The 18067-nt window shown below is 52.1% G+C and carries 27 protein-coding genes and 1 riboswitch; of the genes, 9 read left to right on the forward strand and 18 right to left on the reverse strand.

Annotated features, from left to right (window positions below; all coding sequences use genetic code 11):
- Positions 1-27 precede the first annotated feature (27 nt).
- The 14 genes from SynSYN20_RS09005 to SynSYN20_RS09070 form a co-directional block, all read right to left on the reverse strand.
- On the reverse strand, positions 28-921 hold the full coding sequence (locus tag SynSYN20_RS09005; RefSeq protein WP_186523134.1) for a metal ABC transporter substrate-binding protein: 894 nt from the start codon (positions 919-921) through the stop codon (positions 28-30).
- Between the two features lie 48 nt (positions 922-969).
- Positions 970-1752 carry a metal ABC transporter permease gene (locus SynSYN20_RS09010; protein WP_186523136.1) on the reverse strand — a complete coding sequence of 261 codons (783 nt, stop codon included), beginning with the start codon at positions 1750-1752 and terminating at the stop codon, positions 970-972.
- A complete protein-coding gene (locus SynSYN20_RS09015; protein ID WP_255444992.1) occupies positions 1745-2461 on the reverse strand; it encodes a metal ABC transporter ATP-binding protein in 717 nt (238 codons plus the stop codon). Before SynSYN20_RS09015 ends, SynSYN20_RS09010 begins: the two co-directional genes overlap by 8 nt.
- 11 nt (positions 2462-2472) lie before the next feature.
- Positions 2473-3861, reverse strand: coding sequence for a hypothetical protein (locus tag SynSYN20_RS09020; protein WP_186523138.1), 1389 nt, complete (start codon positions 3859-3861; stop codon positions 2473-2475).
- Complete coding sequence (locus SynSYN20_RS09025; RefSeq protein ID WP_186523139.1) at positions 3858-4547, reverse strand: TIGR03943 family protein; 690 nt, start codon at positions 4545-4547, stop codon at positions 3858-3860. The genes SynSYN20_RS09020 and SynSYN20_RS09025 overlap by 4 nt, the downstream gene beginning before the upstream one ends.
- Before the next feature lie 4 nt (positions 4548-4551).
- Positions 4552-5511, reverse strand: a complete 960-nt coding sequence (locus SynSYN20_RS09030) for a permease (RefSeq protein WP_186523140.1) — start codon at positions 5509-5511, stop codon at positions 4552-4554.
- 15 nt (positions 5512-5526) lie between these two features.
- Positions 5527-5868 carry a c-type cytochrome gene (locus tag SynSYN20_RS09035; protein WP_186523141.1) on the reverse strand — a complete coding sequence of 114 codons (342 nt, stop codon included), beginning with the start codon at positions 5866-5868 and terminating at the stop codon, positions 5527-5529.
- Positions 5869-5960: 92 nt separating this feature from the next.
- The gene (locus SynSYN20_RS09040; RefSeq protein ID WP_186523142.1) at positions 5961-6590 is read right to left on the reverse strand and encodes a HupE/UreJ family protein; all 630 of its coding nucleotides are present in this window, start codon (positions 6588-6590) and stop codon (positions 5961-5963) included.
- A 12-nt stretch (positions 6591-6602) separates the two neighbouring features.
- Positions 6603-6751: riboswitch (cobalamin riboswitch) on the reverse strand.
- A gap of 9 nt (positions 6752-6760) precedes the next feature.
- Positions 6761-7045 carry a DUF3721 domain-containing protein gene (locus tag SynSYN20_RS09045; RefSeq protein WP_255444213.1) on the reverse strand — a complete coding sequence of 95 codons (285 nt, stop codon included), beginning with the start codon at positions 7043-7045 and terminating at the stop codon, positions 6761-6763.
- A 139-nt stretch (positions 7046-7184) separates the two neighbouring features.
- Positions 7185-8012, reverse strand: a complete 828-nt coding sequence (locus tag SynSYN20_RS09050; protein ID WP_186525555.1) for a metal ABC transporter permease — start codon at positions 8010-8012, stop codon at positions 7185-7187.
- A gap of 35 nt (positions 8013-8047) precedes the next feature.
- On the reverse strand, positions 8048-8800 hold the full coding sequence (locus tag SynSYN20_RS09055) for a metal ABC transporter ATP-binding protein (RefSeq protein WP_186525556.1): 753 nt from the start codon (positions 8798-8800) through the stop codon (positions 8048-8050).
- 14 nt (positions 8801-8814) lie between these two features.
- A complete protein-coding gene (locus SynSYN20_RS09060) occupies positions 8815-9711 on the reverse strand; it encodes a metal ABC transporter substrate-binding protein (protein ID WP_186523144.1) in 897 nt (298 codons plus the stop codon).
- Positions 9712-9828: 117 nt separating this feature from the next.
- Positions 9829-10023 (reverse strand): DUF2256 domain-containing protein, encoded by a 195-nt coding sequence (locus SynSYN20_RS09065; RefSeq protein WP_255476222.1) that lies wholly within the window; start codon positions 10021-10023, stop codon positions 9829-9831.
- A 308-nt stretch (positions 10024-10331) separates the two neighbouring features.
- The gene (locus SynSYN20_RS09070; protein WP_186525558.1) at positions 10332-10514 is read right to left on the reverse strand and encodes a hypothetical protein; all 183 of its coding nucleotides are present in this window, start codon (positions 10512-10514) and stop codon (positions 10332-10334) included.
- Between the two features lie 151 nt (positions 10515-10665).
- Between SynSYN20_RS09070 and SynSYN20_RS09075 the strand changes: the two genes are divergently transcribed.
- Positions 10666-10824, forward strand: coding sequence for a hypothetical protein (locus SynSYN20_RS09075; RefSeq protein WP_186523145.1), 159 nt, complete (start codon positions 10666-10668; stop codon positions 10822-10824).
- A gap of 195 nt (positions 10825-11019) precedes the next feature.
- Here the strand turns inward: SynSYN20_RS09075 and SynSYN20_RS09080 are convergent, their stop codons facing one another.
- The 3 genes from SynSYN20_RS09080 to SynSYN20_RS09090 all read right to left on the reverse strand — a co-directional run bounded on the left by SynSYN20_RS09080 (position 11020) and on the right by SynSYN20_RS09090 (position 12065).
- Positions 11020-11373: a hypothetical protein gene (locus SynSYN20_RS09080; RefSeq protein WP_186523146.1), complete on the reverse strand. Its 354-nt coding sequence runs from the start codon at positions 11371-11373 to the stop codon at positions 11020-11022.
- 21 nt (positions 11374-11394) lie between these two features.
- Positions 11395-11565 carry a hypothetical protein gene (locus SynSYN20_RS09085; protein ID WP_186523147.1) on the reverse strand — a complete coding sequence of 57 codons (171 nt, stop codon included), beginning with the start codon at positions 11563-11565 and terminating at the stop codon, positions 11395-11397.
- Between the two features lie 104 nt (positions 11566-11669).
- Positions 11670-12065: a hypothetical protein gene (locus SynSYN20_RS09090; RefSeq protein WP_255444216.1), complete on the reverse strand. Its 396-nt coding sequence runs from the start codon at positions 12063-12065 to the stop codon at positions 11670-11672.
- A 69-nt stretch (positions 12066-12134) separates the two neighbouring features.
- Between SynSYN20_RS09090 and SynSYN20_RS09095 the strand changes: the two genes are divergently transcribed.
- The 5 genes from SynSYN20_RS09095 to SynSYN20_RS09115 all read left to right on the forward strand — a co-directional run bounded on the left by SynSYN20_RS09095 (position 12135) and on the right by SynSYN20_RS09115 (position 16168).
- The gene (locus SynSYN20_RS09095) at positions 12135-12431 is read left to right on the forward strand and encodes a hypothetical protein (protein ID WP_186523150.1); all 297 of its coding nucleotides are present in this window, start codon (positions 12135-12137) and stop codon (positions 12429-12431) included.
- Entirely contained in the window at positions 12431-13171 is a 741-nt protein-coding gene (locus SynSYN20_RS09100) for a DUF924 family protein (RefSeq protein WP_186523151.1), read from the forward strand. The genes SynSYN20_RS09095 and SynSYN20_RS09100 overlap by 1 nt, the downstream gene beginning before the upstream one ends.
- 334 nt (positions 13172-13505) lie before the next feature.
- Positions 13506-14729, forward strand: a complete 1224-nt coding sequence (locus SynSYN20_RS09105; protein WP_186523152.1) for a glycosyltransferase family 2 protein — start codon at positions 13506-13508, stop codon at positions 14727-14729.
- 48 nt (positions 14730-14777) lie between these two features.
- On the forward strand, positions 14778-15305 hold the full coding sequence (gene sodC, locus SynSYN20_RS09110) for a superoxide dismutase family protein (protein ID WP_186523153.1): 528 nt from the start codon (positions 14778-14780) through the stop codon (positions 15303-15305).
- Positions 15302-16168, forward strand: a complete 867-nt coding sequence (locus SynSYN20_RS09115; RefSeq protein ID WP_255476223.1) for an alpha/beta fold hydrolase — start codon at positions 15302-15304, stop codon at positions 16166-16168. Before sodC ends, SynSYN20_RS09115 begins: the two co-directional genes overlap by 4 nt.
- Positions 16169-16229: 61 nt before the next feature.
- Here SynSYN20_RS09115 and SynSYN20_RS09120 read toward each other — a convergent pair whose 3' ends face one another.
- The gene (locus SynSYN20_RS09120) at positions 16230-16463 is read right to left on the reverse strand and encodes a hypothetical protein (RefSeq protein ID WP_186523154.1); all 234 of its coding nucleotides are present in this window, start codon (positions 16461-16463) and stop codon (positions 16230-16232) included.
- Between the two features lie 118 nt (positions 16464-16581).
- Between SynSYN20_RS09120 and SynSYN20_RS09125 the strand changes: the two genes are divergently transcribed.
- From SynSYN20_RS09125 to SynSYN20_RS09135, 3 genes are all read left to right on the forward strand, one after another.
- Positions 16582-16821 (forward strand): DUF2973 domain-containing protein, encoded by a 240-nt coding sequence (locus SynSYN20_RS09125; protein WP_186523155.1) that lies wholly within the window; start codon positions 16582-16584, stop codon positions 16819-16821.
- A gap of 190 nt (positions 16822-17011) precedes the next feature.
- The gene (locus SynSYN20_RS09130; protein WP_186523156.1) at positions 17012-17641 is read left to right on the forward strand and encodes an isoprenylcysteine carboxylmethyltransferase family protein; all 630 of its coding nucleotides are present in this window, start codon (positions 17012-17014) and stop codon (positions 17639-17641) included.
- A gap of 10 nt (positions 17642-17651) precedes the next feature.
- Positions 17652-18065, forward strand: coding sequence for a YccF domain-containing protein (locus SynSYN20_RS09135; protein WP_186523158.1), 414 nt, complete (start codon positions 17652-17654; stop codon positions 18063-18065).
- The last annotated feature ends 2 nt before the right edge of the window (positions 18066-18067 follow it).

Raw genomic sequence — 18067 nt, forward strand, 5'->3', positions numbered from 1 at the left:
AGTTAAAAAAGAAGATAAAAAGAATGACTAAATAGCTGCCCAACGCTGCTGAAGTTGAGACGCTCCCTTCTGATCACATTTCCCTCCTTGAGCATTTACAAAAATGCAAACATTGCTCGTTGCCGTTTGCACCAAGCTCTTCCCTGGTGCTTGCCCATCACCAAAAGGTACTTGCTTGGCAATCGGAACCCCGCTACTCCGACTAATCCGTCGCATCGTTTTAGAAGGAGGAAGTGACTCGGGGAAAATGGCCTTACTTCCAGAAGCTTTGATCGACTTGCTGATTGCAGACAAGCTCGAAGGACGCAATGTTCCCCCCGTGGTGTAATCATCCAGAACGGGAAGTTCACGAACGCCGTAACGCTTAGCCAAAAAATCGTAAGTGCGGTGACCGGTCACAAGCACACGCTGCTTTTCTGGAACGGTGGCAACTTGTTGACCGATCCAAACGCCAAGAGAAGCAAGAACGCGATCAGCCTTCGCGCGGCGCTGGTCAATTTGAGCATCACCGTTGGCATCAAACAAGGGTTTCAATCTCGATGCAACGGTGTTGGCCATTGCAATCACATTGGCTGGGTCATGCCAGATGTGGGGATCTTTTGCGGGGTTGTTGGGGACAGCAATATTTCCAACCTTTACAACGGTGCCTGGAATTCTGATCTTGTTTAACGCCGGCGTGAGGTTGTACCCGTTCAAGAGCACAATTTTTGCTTTCGCAAGATTTTGGCGATCAGCTGGGCGCAATGCCATGGAGTGCGGATCTGTGCCCGGCTTGATCAAACAGATCACTTTTGCTTGATTTTCAACCAAAGTGCGCGTGAGATCGCAAAGAATCCCGTCGGCAGCCACCACGGTGGGAGTTGCCGTATTAGCTGCCGCCAGCAAGACACTTGCAAACGGTAAAGAAGCGATCAGGGGCACTTGCGAGAGGAGAACTTCTAGAAACGATAATCATTCTCATGAAAATGGCTAGGTACTTCTTCTTGCCAATGGGCAAAGCAACACAACGCAAGCCACACCAATCAAAGGACCTGGGGGGAGATTGAGAGGCAAGGCCAAAAGGAAACCACCGCCACTCAGGGCCAAACCCACAACAGCTGCCTGAACCATTGCGGCACGAAGACTTTTTACCCGGCGTAGCCCTGGAAGAACCGGTGCGCATAGCAAGCCAATCACCAGAATCACTCCCACTGCTGCCATTGCACTGACAATCACCGCAGCCGTAACCGCAGACATGGCAAGCCGTAGACCTCGCACCGGCAGCCCCGCCGCCGCTGCACCCTCTGGATCAACACCCAAATAGACAAGCTGCCTATAGCGAGTGCCAAGAAGCAAGGCCACAGCCAGGCAAGCCAATAACACCCGGCCTACATCAAGCCAACCCACCGTGAGCAAATCACCAAACAGCAAGGCTTCAAGATCCAGGCGCAAACCCAGCAAAGGGATCAGCAAAACGCCGAGCCCAAGAAAACCGGCAAGCACGGTATTGATCACAGCTTCCTCATTCAGCTTCGAGCTGCGCTGCAATCGTTCCGCCAGCAGGGAACCAAGAATGCCGCTGATGACGCCCCCCACTGCTGGGTCAAAACCAAACGCAACGGATACCGCCAGTCCTGGAAGAACGGCATGGGAAATGAGGTTGGCCTGAAGCACCCGGCGCTGGGTCACTAACAGAGTTCCCATGACAGGACACAAAATTCCCACCAAAAGTGCCATCAACAGAGGCAACAACCAAAAAACGATCTCATCCACAGTGATGATTCCCCGGATTAACCAAACCTTTAAGAGAGCTCCTCACCTCTGCAGGAGGGCCATCAGCAAGAACACGCCGATCAACCACGATCACGCGGTCATAGGAATCGAGCGCCTCACCCCAGTCATGACTACTCACCAGCAAGGTATGACCAGCATCAGCCAATTGGCGCATCAGGACTAACAACTGATCACGAGAGGGCGGATCAATCGCAGCACAGGGTTCATCGAGAAGAAGCATGCGAGAGGGTTGTACCAAAGCGCGGGCCAGCAAAGCGCGTTGCTGCTGCCCACCTGAGAGTGCATCAAGGCGTCGGTTTCCAAGGTCTGCCAGCCCAACCCGTTGCATCGCAGCCTCCCGATCGCAGCACCCAAAGGCTTGACCGTTCATGGCGCCAAGATCCACGAGATCACGAACACTGATTGGGAACGACCAATCAATCCGACTGCGCTGAGGCATCAACACCACCCGTTCACGGCAAGTTTCGATCGGATCCCCATCGCAGTAAACCGAGCCACTTGACGGACGTAATTGCCCTTTAAGCACATGCAACAGAGTGGATTTACCGGCTCCATTTGCACCAACTAGAGCTGTCAATGTCCCTGATTGCAGCGACAGCGAGACGTTTTCCAACACAACGTTATCGCCATATTGAACATTCACATCCCTTGCTCTGAGAACTGGCTCTTCCAAAAATTGAAACGTCAAGTTGGCTCAACCTATCGACGGACCTTGGAGAATTCATCCAATTCGCCACCTGCTGGTAACCATCGCGCCAACACAACCTGAGGCTTAAGAAGTTCAAACTCAAGGCTGCTGCCATCAATTAGGGCCGCTCGGCGTTGCATACCATCCCCATCTGTCATCACCGTAAGAAGACGATTCGTGGCGGGATCAACATCAAGAATCGCGCCTGAAGCCAAATACCATCCAGGCAAAGACCTTCGCTTGAGCACTGTTCCAGAGCTGTTCAGAAGCAGTAATTCATCTCGAAGAGTCGGCGATGCATCACGCAGAACAATCCAAATCTTTTCTCCCCGGTTATCGCAAGCCGTTGCCATCACTCCCGCCTCTCCCAACCAAACCTGTCGTGGGGGCTGTCCTGGAATAACGAGCTCTATCGACCGTCGATAATCAGGCCAATTCCTTAACAACACCGCGCGACCAGAGCCAGTGCAAAACGACTTGAGCTCCCTGCTTCCAGGCAGGCTCTGCGAAGCATTCCTATTTCGATCAGGGTTCATTGGTAAAAGATCAAGCCCGTCGTAAGAGGGAACAACCATTCCGCTTCCATCAGGAAGAAGACGAATTGCGCCTGCAACCTCGAGGTTGAGATCCCGTCGCTTGGAGTTAACCGAACGAATCCAGGTTCGATCGCTACCAGCTTCAATACCACCAACTTGCACGAGTAATTCCCCGCGCTGATTGCTACTTAAGTGGGCAAACAAAAGTGACCCAGATGCCAATGATTGGATGGCACCAGGCAACGGTTCAGCTAATTGTTGCGCTTGATCGCTAATCGCCCGTGGGGTGAGCTGGCGAAGCAACACGTCCAGCTTGGAAGGATCGTTATCGGTCACGAAGGCAACGCCCTCTCCATTGCCAAGCGGCTCAAGCTGAAGAATGCGCTGCTCAATAGACGACAACGGCAACCAACTGCCATCCTTACGACGCAGTTTTAACTGCTCTCCCTCCTCCTCGACCACCACTGCAACGAGAGTGGAACGAGGGTCCCACCAAAGCGAGTGGTTAGGCAGAGCAAGCCCCCGTTGATCATCACCAGCAAGAACAAGCCTCTGAGGCGAACGAATGAGGGCGCCAGGATCCAGAAGCAAGCGGAACTGATCCTGTTGACCAAACCACTGATGGGGCTGATCGGGGAACAGACCACTGTTTTCAGCCACCGACTTGCGGTTCATCGTTCGGCTGAAACGAACCTCAAGTGCTGCAGCACCTGAACGCATGGATTGAATCGCAACGGATCGCAAACGCGGCGGACGACGCAACAAAATCTGCTGCTGGACCAAAGCAACCAGGCCCAAGCCCATCAATGCGACGCTTAAAAGTCGAATTTTTGCGCTCGATGAGCCAAACTCCTTAGAGCTCATGGTTCCAGAGGCCGTTCAGGCCTAGGGATGGATTGAATTGTGGTGGGCTTCACCATGTTGATTAGCAGTCCATCCATGGTCTTTGTTGTCATCGTTCCCTCGATAGCCAGCCATTCATCCGGCTTCGGATCCGCGTTTGCAGGCCATTCAATGGGGAGGCCAGCAGGGGTGGCATCAGCCAGACAGCACCGAACCGTGAGACGGGCGAGCTGGGGCTGCATCCCAGGGCGTTGAAGCACAAAACCACTAATTCTCACAGGATCACCCGCATGCAAATTGGGATCGGGCTGACTGCGCAGCAGCCGCACCCATTCCGTCAACGTGCGTTGTTCAGGCGGAAGGAAAAAACTCAATCGCGGCGCCTCAGGCAAGGTTTCGCTGCGATTCGCAGCCAAATCACTGAAAGAAGGTTCAGGGGGAAACAGCAAAACCAACAAGGCCACCGCAACCGAAACCAACCAACTCAAAGGAGTTAGAGGAGTTTTCAAGCGTGGAGCAGAGCGAAGCTGTATGGCTCCGAGCACCATCAGCACAACTCCTGCAATCGCAACCACCGGATGGAAAACCGCATTCAGCAGTAGATCCAAACGAGCCGACACACTGCTCCAAACCAACAACCATCCCCAAAGCAGCAAAACAAGGGGAGGTACGTATCGCGCTTGTCGAATCCGGTTCAGACGTGGCATTGCGTTACAGCAGCACAAGATTGACCCATTGCCCGATCAAGAGAACGAGCAACGATGCTGCAACTGCGGTGATGGCAATGGCTCGCGTTGAAAGAAGCACAGTGAACAAGCCAGCAAGCTTGAGATCCACCACTGGACCAAGCAGCAGAAAGGCCAACAAGGCACCGGGCGTGACCTGGGCGGCAAAGCCAAGCGCAAGAAATGCATCAACGCTGGAACAAACCGAAACCACGAGTGCCAAGAGCATCAGAGCTAGCACCGAAACGGTGGGGCCTGAGCCCAAAGCCAGCAGCCAACTGCGCGGCAACCAGGTTTGCACCGCAGCGGCAAGGGCACAGCCAAACACGAGCAGGGTGAGCAGGCTCAAGAATTCACGCGTGCTGTGTTGGAGCAGCTCCGCAGGCCGAAGCGGCACCTCCTCGAGCCGACGTTCAGAAGCATTGAAGTCCACACCAACCAGTCCACTGCCACGTTCAAGCAGTCCCACCCGAGAAAGGGGTTGACTCAGTCTTCTTTCCTCGAGCAAGGCAGACGCCAACAACCTCGACTCAGGCAGCAGCCCCAGCAGAGCGCTGAGCGCGATCGCAATCAGAAAAGCACCGATTGGTCGCCCCCAAAGCAACCAGGTCTGATCAGGGAAGGCAGCCCAAGTGCTCGCCAACACAATCGGATTGAGAACCGGCGCTGCGAACAAAAAACCAAAACCAGTCCCCAACGGCGCTCCGCTTGCAAGCAAACGTCTCGCGACAGGAACGTTCCCACATTCACAAGCCGGCAAAGCGAAACCAAGCAAGGCGCCAACCACTGGCGCCAAGAGTGGATGGCGAGGCAGGCGCTTAATCCAAGTGGACTGGGGGACAAGCCATCTCGCCAGGCCAGCAATCGAAACGCCCAAAAGCAAAAAAGGAAGCGCTTCGATTAAGAGGCCTTGAAAGATGGCCCAGCCCGTAGCGAAGCGTGTCATCAAGCGGTGAAGCTGTTAACTCCAGCCATGGCTGGCTTGATCTTCAACGTAAGCCGCAACATCAGCAATTTCATTCTCACTAAGCACATCCAGGAATGCAGGCATCGCGTTACGCCCATAGGTGACCTGAGCCACGATTCCAGTCTCATGACCAGTCAAGTAGTTAGGAAGGAACGCCTCAAGGTCGGCCTGCCGCAACGTGCGCTCACTTTTCACAATGTTTCCACCGCCGGCATGGCATGCGGCGCAATTGGTATTAAAAATCTGACCGCCCCTAACGGTGTCAGAGGCCATCGCACGCATGGGCATGCTCAAGACCAGCACCAAAGCAAAAACAGCGGATAGCAAAAAACGCATGGTGCCCCAAATCAATTGTCACCATTCTCAGGAGATCTGAAGCACCGGTGGTGACGTTGCTGCAGATCGTTATGGAATGAATCTGAGAGTCGTCAAGCCACCAGGGCAGCCCAGGCGAATGCTCCACCGATACCAATCCAAATCCCTGCTGCCACACGCTTGCCCTCAGCTCCAAGAGCATCCAGCAATCGCTTCGAGGCAAGGCTGACAGCAAGAAGTAAGGCACCTTGGGCAATCAAAAGACCCAAGAAGTAAGTGAATAGAGGCGTGGATTCAGCTCCAACGATCGCGCCACCGAGCAGATATCCGTGCAATCCAATAACCGGCAGCAAGATTCCTGCAGGAATGATGTTGAGAGCGATCAAACCCTCAACCGCCAAAGTCAGTGAAACAAGCACCTCAGCAGCAGGCGCAAGACTGGAGGGCAGAGGAAAGATTTGCGTTAATACCGCCCCTCCAAGGGCGAAAGCCAAAAGGGGAAGAACCCAAGCCACTGGGCGCCTAAGTCCGATCAATCCAATCGCCAGAAGAAAGAGGAGATGGTCAGGTCCGAGCAGGGGGTGGCCAATCCCACTGATCAATCCTTGAAGCGCATTCATGTCACCCCCTTCAGCCATCGCAAAGGGATGGTGGGCAACAGCGGGCCCTGCAAACGTGAGTAACAATCCGGTTACAGCAACAACTCCGAGACCGAAAAGGGCTCTGGTGCTTCTTTTGAACATCAATGGTCGATCCTCGTCGGTTAAAAAATCGGCGGGCGTTCTGACTTCTGCTGATGAATTTCAGCAGTTCACAGCTGCGGGACAGCGACGGATTTTCACCGCTCTTTCCCCGTTACCTCTAGTGACTGAATCCCACTAGAACCGAAATAATGTTCTACCTCAGTTCAAGGTCAGTGCCCTGCACTTGAGCCATGGTTATGAGCGTTGCAAGGCATCCATTTCGCCCCCATCTGGTGGGCCCCCTTGCAGTTGAACAAAGCTGCGGCCTCCTCGGCTTCTGCCTTGGTGTCATACATCGCTTTGATGGGCTCCGTTCCAGCTTTTGATGCGGAAGGCTCCATCTCCATCGACAGCAACGTGTCGCTGTGGTCAGAACCTATCTCGTGATGAGCGATTGCTGGAGTCGTCAAAGCCAGCAAGCCCAAAAGCAGTCCAGCGGAGGGAGAGAGACGCATCTCAGATTTGATTGCAACCAGTTGAGTTTGATGCATCAGGCCGCGCTAGACAGCTGCGCTACACATCAAGCCTCAAATGGTGCTGAAGTGCGATACAAAACGATCCAACCAGTGCAGATCCAAGTCTTAAATCAGGATCTCACCGATTGGGCAAGGTTGAAATGGGCAGCGACGATGCGAATCGATGGCGCAAGATCCCGTGCTTAGGAGCAAAGAGGAAAGCAATCACAAACAAACCTGTCTGGACAAGAACGATGCAACCAGCTGTTGAACTATCAGTCCAATAACTTGTATACACCCCAAGAAGGCTGGAAAGAATGCTGCTGCCAATCGCCAACCAACTCATTCGATCAAAGCGATCGGTTAATAGGTAAGCGGTAGCCCCAGGCGTGACCAGCATGGCCACCACCAAAATGATGCCTACCGTTTGCAATCCAGCAACCGCAGCAAGAGAAAGTACGGAGAGAAGGAGGTAGTGGAGAACACCCGTGTTGATTCCAATCGAGCGTGCATGCGTGGGGTCAAAACAAAACAACAACAGATCACGACGAAACAACAAAAGAACAGCCGTGACCAAAACTGATATCAGAACCGTTTGTTGAATATCAGAAATAGAGATACCAAGTACATTGCCAAAAAGAATATGGGTGAGATCAATATTGCTACGCGTCTTCGAAACCAACACCAGTCCTAGAGCGAAGAAACCCGTAAACACAAGGCCTATGACCGTATCTTCTTTGATTCGGGATTTCTGCTTAACGAAGCCAATCGTGGCGACTGATCCCACACCAAACACAAAGGCCCCAACTGAAAAAGGCAACCCAATGGCATAGGCAAGGATGACTCCTGGCAACACAGAATGAGATACCGCATCACCCATCAGCGCCCATCCCTTGAGGGTCATGTAGCAAGAGAGGAGACCGCAGACGCCACCAACGGTGGCGCTGATTAGCAGTGCCCGCACCATGAAGGCATGCTGAAGAGGCTCGAGCAAAAATGTGGTCAAGCGTCCTCCGAGGAACTATTTCCGGTTAATAAGTCCGGAGGGAGGCCCCCAAAGGCCAAAGAAAGATTTTCCGGGGTGAACACCTCCGATGTTTCACCGTAAGCCAAAACCGTTTTATTGATCAGAACCGTGAGATCGCAGAAGTCTCTGACATGACTGAGATCATGCGTTGAAATCAAAATGGTGCGTCCTTCCGTACGCAACTGAAAAAACAGTTCTGCCATCAACTTTTCCGTACGAACATCCACACCATTGAAGGGTTCGTCCAACAACAAAACCGATGCGCGCTGTGCAATAGCTCTTGCCAAAAATGTCCGTTTACGTTGACCTCCTGAGAGAGCAGCGATCGGACGATCCCTGAGATCAAGAAGCTCAACGCGCTCAAGAGCATCCCGAACCGCAACCCTGTCTGACTGGCGTGGAATCCGGAGCACATTCATGGCTCCATAGCGGCCCATCATCACCACATCCCAAACAGAGACGGGGAAATCGCAATCGATCCCTTCACTCTGAGGCACATAGGCAACAGCTTGATCGCGCTGAGCCCGGGCAACGCTGCGACCGTTGATTCTGATGTGTCCACGCGAAGGGCGTATGAAACCAGTCAAAGCCTTGAAAAGGGTCGACTTACCGGACCCATTCATCCCTACCAATCCACAGATGCATCCCGAAGGGAGATGAAGAGAAGCGTCATAGAGGGCAACTGTGCCGTTGTAGTCAACACAGATCTGATCGGCCTCGATCCGCATCAATTCACTTTGGGTCATGAGGACGTTTCGGCGGATGCAGCCAACCCCTGCCTAATAAGTTTCACATTGTGGCGTTGAAGGTCGAGCAGAGTTGGTGCAGGACCGTTGCGTTTTGATAAAGAGTCCACATAGAAGCTGCCACCGAAACGAGCTCCCGAGGCACGAGCCACTTCCCGTTGAGCTTTATCACTCACTGTGGTTTCACAAAACACCGCGGGGACCTGATCTTTCTTCACACGCTCGATTAATCGAGCCATACGTCTTGGAGTGATCTGGCTCTCAGCATTAACCGGCCACAAATAGGCCTCATCAAATCCATAGTCTTGAGCTAAATAAGAAAAGGCCCCTTCACAACTCACGAGAACACGCTGCTTCTGGGGAATGACAGCGAGGAGGTTGCGTAATTCAGCATCCAGGTTTTCCAACTGGAGCTTGTAGCTATCAGCATTGTTGCGATACAACTGAGCTCCCTCTGGATCGAGCTGAGAAAACGCATCCACAAGTCGATCCACATATCCCTGAGCTCTCAGGGGTGACATCCAGGCATGGGGATTGGGCTTACCGGCATAGGCATCACCCTCAATGAGCAACGGCTGCATTCCCTCGGTGAGAGTGACAGTGGGCACATCACCAGCGGATTGGACAAAGCGGCGAGCCCAAAGCTCCAAACCCAACCCATTTTCTACGATTAAGTCTGCACCTGAGGCTTGCTCTAAATCCCGAGGTGAAGGCTCATATCCATGAATTTCTGCACCCGGCTTGGTAATCGATCTAACTTGCAAACGATCACCAGCCACCTGACGTGCCATATCAGCGAGGATCGTGAATGTTGTCAGAACAACTGGACGATTATCAGCACTATTTCCTGATTTGTTAGACAATGTACCCTGACTTGAGCAGGCAAAAGCCATAGGCAAAACTAAAGTAGTTATAGCCACCTGACGCAAAATACATCCCCTCAATATCCCCGCCAAAAAGATGTTAATGATCCCCATATTAGCCATATTCATGATTGGATGAACTTGTGTTCACGAGGATGGTTTTGCTGCAGTTGTTCCGCGCCGGCGCCTGCAGCGCTCAGAGCAGTAACGCACTTCATCCCAAACATCTTTCCATTTACGACGCCATTGGAATGGGCGCCCACAGACGGCACAGATTTTTGTTGGGCGATCCAGTGATGGCGCCATCAGACAAAACACCCCAGGGAACAGCTGATCAGGCATCAATAACCAGCAGATTGCCACCATAAGGCCGATGACGCGTGATTGAGACTTGTCAAGCGATCAATGAAATCAGCAGTCCATATTCATTACATCTTAACTAGACGACAACACCCAATATTTTATTTTGCAAAAAGTGTTTTCAAAATCATCTTTGAGAAACGTTCATAGCTGCTGCATCACAACCCCAAGCGGCATCCAATTCATAGGACAAAAAGTGATTACCAACGAATTTCCAGGAGCCATCAAAATCTCAGCCGAAATCGAGGGCTGAGGGGCTGAGCTGAAGACCCATTCATCATGAGCAAAAATCAATCGCTTTCAGATTGATCGGTCCAACGTCGCTCAACTTGAACAAACAGGAACCAGGCCAACGACGCTCCTGCTCCCGCCGCCCATTCTGAGCGCAGCAACGAAACCAACGCCAAAGTGCTTGCCCCGATTCGCAAACCCCTTAGGCCAAAACGGGTGTATTGACGCAGGCGATGATCCATAAGTGAAAGATACAAGCAACGGAGTTCAAGCTTCAGCTGAACCGGGACCATCAAGCTGCTGCTGTCGCTTAGCCGGGGAGAACCGAACGAAAAACTGCACGCAGTCGCCGATTAAGACACGTAGCTTTACAGAACTACATGTCTACGTGTCATGGTTGAGCTTTACTTGGATGCCACCTTGCACAACCAAATCAGTGTTGAGCACTATCGCGAAGTTTTGCTGAACCACGGATTGGATGAACAGGATCAAAAACTGAGGAGCAATCTTTTGAAACGCGTTGAAGCCGGAACGATCCAGCTGTCATCCTGACGGACCTGGTCAGCACCTTCCCATGTTTCAAACAAATGATCCTCGCTTCTGGAAAGCGGTTGCTGGAATCATTTCATTGGTATTGAGCTGCTCACTCGCTTGGCTAATTCTTAAACTTTGAATCCCTCTATCCATTGCAGCTAGAAGATTCAGCATCAACAGAGTGCACCAACCACGTTTCTAAAAATTTATTATTCAAAAAAGTAGATAAATAATACTCATTATTATCAATCCCATTGTTAAAGCGGATAAAACTGAAAGGAGAATAAGACCACCTCCAGCAATCAAGGCCACTCGTTTAGCTGTTTCTGGGAATAACAAGTAAAAACTAAGTCCTGCCGCAAGTCCCCATAAAGGAGGAATCAGCACACAAACACCTGTCAAAACGATCAAACGCACACGTCTCTGACGTTGCTGTTCGATCACCCTCAACGCTTTGGTCTCCTCCTCTTCCAAAGCCAAACGCTCTTCATCGCTCAGCCAACGTCCAAATTGTTGTGCTTGCTTGAACTCACGTTCAAGTTTGTCCGTACTGGAAGAAGGATCCATATCCCCACGGTATCGCCGTTCTCAACGGGGACTGCGCTCCCATGCCCGTTCCAGTGACTCTCTCATCGCTTTGCTAGAGGGCTCAGCCAGCCCATTGTTTCGACGAAAGGCTGCTGTGATCCGCCAGAAACGTGTTGCGCAAGCAATCGCGACGACGAACCAAGCCAACAAGATCCAGGCAGAACCGTGCACGACAAAGTTGTGAATACCTCCATGATGGTGGCTGCGGAGAATTCGTCGATGAACGGCAAGCTTGTAGTTGGAGCTATTGGACTCTTGGTGGGCGCAGTCGCGATCTATGAATTCCTGTTGTTGAGAGGGTTAGCACCCTCCAGTTGAGCCTCACAGGCATAAGTTTCAATCGACGCTTTCCTTTGGCGGAATTCAGGATGATCCGCATCCTCCACCCGCCACCACCAACGTCCATCGGTGTAGCTGGGTGGTCCAGCATTGTTGGTGCGGGGCAGTTGCAGATTGAGGTCCCGCCAATGCAGAAGGATTCCATCGCCAGGAACCGTTCCATCAGCACTGTTCGGGATCGGTTCCAAAACAGCGCCGATCGCCTCCTGACCCAAATTGGTTCGCTCCGCAGTGAGCAGATCTCCTTCACACCAATAGCTAGTGGCTAGCGCAGGAGAGCATGGCGCAAGCCACAACAAAGCCACCAAGCAAAACGAGAGCAGAGAGCGCAAGGCAGGAGAAGCCGTTCACCCCACCCAAGCACCTCACACGACAGAGTGTTGTCAAGAAGGAGCGTTTTGATGACACCGACAAAAGATCAGGTGCTCGCTGCATCAGCTGGCTGGGTAGCGGTTGTGCTGAACGTGGTGCCCGGTCTTGGAGCTGGTTATTTGTATCAGCGACGTTGGAAGGCTTACTGGATCACCTCCCTACTCGCCACGACCTGGTTTGTGGTGGGAGCCGTTTTAGCTCAAAACTCCGCAGCTGAAGCTGAACCACAAAACCAACTCGTTGGGCTCATTGGCTTGATTGCTCTGGCCGCTGTGACCAGCGCGGAAGCAGGCTTGGCCGTAAAGGCAGTGCGTCAAAGCAGCTAATGGAGACCAGGCCGAATGCGGTTCTCCGCTTCTGGTTTCAAGATTGTCGCCCGCACCAATGGTTTCGCGAAAATGCGGACTTTGACGCCGTGGTGTTGGACCGCTTCGGCAAGCTCACATGTTCAGCATTGAACGGTGAACTGAGTCACTGGGAGAAGCACCCAACCAGCGCATTAGCGCTGGTTTTGATGATGGATCAATTCACCCGGCAGATCTGGAGACATGAACCCAAAGCGTTTACAGGCGATCCTTACGCCCTGAGACTGACCCGCCAAGCGATTGCAGAGGGATGGCTTGATGAAGAACCAGAACGGGTGCGTCGGCAGTTCTGGTTGATGCCAATGCTTCACAGCGAGGAGCTGGGGGTGATCCTGGATGCGATCTCGTTTATGGAGCGCTGGAGCGACCCCGCCACGGTTGCAGTCGCTGATCGCAACAAGACCTTGATCCAGCGATATGGACGTTATCCCCAACGCAATGCCGCACTGGGGAGAGCCTCCACAAAGGAAGAGTTGAAGTTTTTAAAGGATTGGCACTCCCGTGGCAAACACAAACGATCCCAATCTCATGCTTGTGATCAATGCTCCAGTCACGGGCCCATTCACTACCGAATAAAAATTGCAGGCCAACCCAACTGGCAATTTGCATGCCCCAGCTGCTGGAACAAGCTGCAACACCAGCCTGGTTATCAATACGGGGGAACGAGAAAAGAAAATCGTCGTGAACGAAAACGTCGATAAGCAACGAATCACGCATCGCTCAAAACAACAAACAGTGGGACGAACAGTGGGGATGAACACTGGGGACGAAAGAAGACGCTGAAGACATGAAGAGCGAGGCATCGTCAAATCGCATCTGCATGAACAAAACGTGGATCGGGCACGTGGGATAAGGGATAAGCGTGATGGAATTGAAAATCATGAGTCCAATGTTTCAGTGTTTGATCTGCAGGCAAACGATCGAACGTTCCACCCGTACCTATTGGAAACACAAGGGTCATCTGCTTTGCTCGACCTGCAAAGACAACATCGAGGCAGGCGTTGGTCAAAGTAGTCAGCAGACGCCGCCTAGCTCTTGAACCTGCTCCAGATTGTGGCTTTGGTTGCAGGAGTCACAGCTCTAGCGGCCGCGATTGGATTGAGCATCCTTCTTTTAGGCCTACAACGCGTGTTTGCCTCAGCTCCAACGCTCTGGGACAGCAACGATCGGGACGTCAAGGACACCAGTCTCAGCGTTGTAATCCCAGCCTTCAATGAAGAACAAAACATTGAGGGTTGCCTAACTCACGTCCTGATGTCTGAACGGCCTTGCTCTCGATGGGACGTCATCGTTGTCGATGATCAGTCCAGCGACAACACCGTCAAGATTGCGGAACAGGCGATCGTTACCGTCGCTAGAGCTGACCAACCTGGTGCAACTGTTCTCCAAGCTGGCCCTCGACCAAAGGGAGAGCGCTGGGTTGGAAAAAACTGGGGTTGCTCTCAAGCGATGGAGCAGGTCAACAGCGAGTGGGTGCTGTTCATCGACGCAGACGTAACCCTGGCACCCGATGCCATACGTCGCGCACTCCATCAGAGCATCAACGAGAACGCCGATTTATTCAGCCTGGCTCCACGCCTGACCTGTGGCTGTCTCGCCGAATGGATGGTCCAACCGATCATGGCGAGCTTGTTAGGGCTTGGGTTTCCGATCCTTGAAGCCAACGACCCTGCCTCAACGGTGGCCTTTGCCGCAGGACCCTTCATGTTGTTCCGCAGGGACAGCTACAACGCGATCGGCGGCCACAGGGCCCTTGCCGGGGAGGTTGTAGAAGATCTCGCCTTAGCGCGTCGGATTAAAGAGGGGGGATTTCGCTTGCGATACGTGCTTGGAATCGATGCAGTCGACCTACAGATGTACGCCAATCTCCAGGCTCTTTGGGAAGGCTGGAGCAAAAACTGGTTTCTCGGTCTTGATCGCAGCATCAGCAAATCCCTTGGAGCTGGCGGAGTGGTGCTGTTGATGTTCACGATGCCATGGCTGCTTTTGCCAGCCAGCCTGACGATGGCATGTCTGAGCAGCCAGGATCAGATCCTTTGGCTTAGTGATGCTGGTCTCGGATTGATCGCAATCCTGATGCAGCTGAACGTTCGCCTCTGGACCCGTGCTCGTTTTTCAGTGCCTTTACGCCATTGGTGGCTCATGGGGGTAGGCGGCATGATCATCGGTCTGATCGCACCCACATCCGTTTGGAAGAGCCTTACGGGAAGGGGCTGGACCTGGAAAGGCCGCTCCCTTGCTGAAGCACATGCGCGCTAGCAGTTAGAGCCATCATCCAGACAAAATGAGTGCATCTGTAGAAACCCCATGTACCGACTTGGTGCGCTCCTAGCTTTGTGCTTGGCATTGCTGCTGCCTTCAGCCGTACAAGCGAGCACGATTGAAGTCACGATGAACAGCATCAACGCCGAGGGAATCGGTGAATCCATTGGCACGATCAGTGCCCGAGACACAGACCAAGGGTTGGTGATTATTCCTGAACTCAGCGGCCTGAGCGAGGGCGAGCATGGGTTTCACTTGCATGCTGGAGCTCAGTGTGATCCACAAACCAACTCTGAAGGGGCCTCCATTGCCGGTCTGGCAGCACTCGGACATTGGGATCCTGACCAAACAGACACCCATCTCGGACCTTTCGGCAATGGCCATCGCGGTGACCTCAGCCGATTAGTGGTGGACCGAGATGGAAATACCACCACAAGCGTTGTGGCACCAAGGCTCAAGGCCTCTGACCTGCGTGGCCTTGCCCTTGTGGTTCATGCAGGGGGTGACACTTACACCGACACGCCTCCCCTAGGGGGAGGCGGTGCTCGTATTGCCTGCGGTGTCGGGTCTTGAAGGCAAAACGCTTGCTCCTCATCCATCCCATTGGCGTTGGCTTATCCAGTCGGTTTTGGGATCGTTTTATCACCTGTTGGCGAGCCTCAGACAACACGACAGCCCTGCTCGTTCCAGACCTACTCGGATGCGGTGGGAGCGAGCATCCAAATCAACGGCTTGCCCCTGAGGATTGGGCAGCACACCTCATCGATCTACTGAAAGAACATAACAACGCCCCAGCGGTTCTTGTCTCGCAAGGCGCCTCTCTTCCAATCGCTTTAGCTGTGCTCGAGACCGCACCGGAACTCGTCTCAGGCTTGGTCGCAATCAGCCCACCAAGTTGGCGCATTCTTGAGGAACCTTTTCCAAAAATGCAATCTCAACTGCTTTGGAGATTGCTGTTTCAAGGACCCATCGGTTCTTTGTTTTACCGCTATGCACGCCGCCGTGCATTTTTAAAATCATTTTCAATCAATAATTTATTTGCCAACCACAAAGATGTTGACTCCGAATGGCTCGACACGTTGGGACAAGAAGCAGCCAATATGACAACACGCTGGGCAACATTTTCTTTTTTAGCTGGTTTTTGGAGACGCAACTGGACCAAGCAATGGCAAGACATCAAACAACCGATTTGGCTGTTGTTTGGGCTCAAGGCAACCGGTATCGGCCGTTCCAAGAATTGGGATGATGCTCAAGAACGTATCCACGCCTATGCGCAGCAGCTGCCGAATGCTGTAAGCGCAAGTATTGATGGGCGCAACGTTCTTCCCTATGAATCAACCGATGCGTGCGTGACCCAACTCCAAAGCTGGTTGCTACATCAAGAAACTGCGTCAAGCCGTTTCAAACCACAGTTCGATCCAGCTTCTCATCTCTAATCATTCGTCTGAAACCCGTTCTTCAACTGAACCACTCCACGTCCAGGTCCAGGTCGAAGGCTCAAGCATGTGGCTTAGCCAACGGGTGACGTGCATGGGCTGAAACATCACGCATGGCCCCAGTTGGATTCAATGAGCGGGCCAGTGCCAACAATCCAGCAGCAAGAACCGTTTCACCTTCAAGCTGCATCATTCGGTGGAGACTGATGACCTCGCTGTAGTCAGCAGCAGCCGTTCCATTGATCAAACCGCGAGCGGTGCATCGGGCCACAGCCAATTGAAGAGAGATCGTCATGTCCCAAAGCTGACTCAAAGCAAGGGCAAAACCAAGGAAACTTCCAGTTTCCAGCTGATTCAGAAACGCGAATCAGCAAGAAACCCGTTAACGTTTCGTAACAAAAGGGTTTTATGTCATGCTTTCTGCTCTTTTCCCCTTGGTCTATGGATCCGTTTTTGTCTTTCTGTTAGTTCAGGCTTTCCGGATGATGCGCTTGAGCTCTGGGCCAGCCAAGTCAACACGTCGCACAGACCGCACAGGCTTGCTGACCACCCATCCTGAACTTCTTGACGCCAATGGCTCCATCACAGGTGAAGACCTTCTGGTTGTCCGTTTCCCAAGCCAGGATCAACCGGAAGCTTCGATCACAGATTGAAGAGCGCCGGGTTGCATTCAGAATGAAGAACCACCTGTAGAGCCCATGACCCTCAATCAATTTTTAATCTTCTTGGTTGTGGGAATTGCGCTTGCACTCGTAACAAGCGCAACTTGGATTTGGTGGATACTCGCAATCTGCACAACTCTAGTCGTAATCAAATTGTTAAAAAAATAATCCATAGCCTATAATGCAAACACAACTTACAGCGATTAACTGGGCAAAAGTAATCACGATTGCAGTCATCATTGGTTTATCTCTTTTTTTTGGCATTAATGGGCAGAGGCAAATCCTCTACGCATGCATGCACATCAGCTATTGCTTATGGTGGCTCCTAGAACAAAAGATATATCCAGAACGCCGCAAGCAAATTTTCACAGAAAAGGTTGATGGAGCCGGTTTCATAGGTGCAATCATCATCGTGGGCATCTTTTATTCATTACCAGCATTTTTGGCTTTTACAAATCCAACAAAATTATCAATCGCAGCCACAGCAACAGCTATTCCACTTTTTTACTTTGGTAGCTTAATCAATACTGCCGCCGACATACAAAAAACAACAGAAAAAACAAGCGGTGTGGGCTTAGTGCGCTCCGGGATCTGGAGTGGGGTAAGGCATGTCAATTACACAGGTGATTTAATGCGCTACCTCAGCTTTAGCGTGGTAGCAGGTTCATTGTGGGCATTTTTAGTGCCACTTTCCATCTTATTTTTATACATTCAACGCATTCGAGACAAAGAATCTTCAATGAAATTTAAATATCAAGACTTTTCAGATTACAAATCAAAAAGTTTTTATCTAATTCCCGGGATCTGGTGAGAATGAGAGAATGCTCAAATCTATTCTCAATATTCTTTGGGTCGTCCTTGGAGGCCTGCCGATGGCCTTGGGCTGGTGGCTGGTGGGACTGATCTCAGCCGTCAGCATCGTGGGATTGCCATGGAGCCGATCATGTTTTGTGATTGGTACATTTGCTCTGTGGCCCTTTGGTTTTGAGGCCATAAACCGACGCGACCTCAGCAGACGTGTTGATCTAGGCACCGGCCCGTTAGGACTGATCGGAAACATAATTTGGTTTTTAGTGGCTGGATGGTGGCTTGCAATTGGCCATCTCACCTCGGCACTCGCCTGTTTCGTGACCGTTATTGGGATTCCTTTCGGAATTCAGCACATCAAACTCGCTCTCATTGCCATCGCTCCGATTGGAATGACGATCGTTCCAGCGCATCGCACTGACGAATAGCA

It is taken from the genome of Synechococcus sp. SYN20, assembly GCF_014279555.1.
In the GTDB taxonomy this organism is placed as follows: domain Bacteria; phylum Cyanobacteriota; class Cyanobacteriia; order PCC-6307; family Cyanobiaceae; genus Synechococcus_C.